Annotated in this window: 1 protein-coding gene; it reads left to right on the top strand. The window is 53.5% G+C overall.

Annotated elements, in window-relative coordinates; translation table 11 throughout:
* Positions 1-275 (top strand): hypothetical protein (locus tag QWJ41_RS21035; RefSeq protein ID WP_302710432.1); only part of this gene is annotated, 275 nt, incomplete at its 5' end.
* Between the last annotated feature and the right edge of the window lie 7 nt (positions 276-282).

Below are 282 nucleotides of genomic sequence, written 5' to 3'. Positions count from 1 at the left end.
AAATTGCCAGAACTGTTGCGCTGTTCACCTCTTCCGGCCATACCTCGAGTGCCTTGCAACCGGGTTTTGGACACGATAGCGGCGAGGCGGCCCACCAAGTGGCCCCTTCCGTCGATCAGGATAGGCTTTTCGCTAAAACCCGTCAGGTTTCTACCGGGAGGGAATTTGGCTCCCAAGACGGCTTGGATCCATTCTTGGGCTTCACTATCTTGTTGTGGGTTACGCTTGGCAGCGATTTTAGCTTGGACTTGACGTTCCAGAGACATTTTCGGTGAGTTTTGC

Origin of the sequence: Nocardioides cremeus (assembly GCF_030518195.1) — a bacterium.
Taxonomy (GTDB): domain Bacteria; phylum Actinomycetota; class Actinomycetes; order Propionibacteriales; family Nocardioidaceae; genus Nocardioides; species Nocardioides cremeus.
This window is presented reverse-complemented; position numbering and strand designations above follow the sequence as displayed.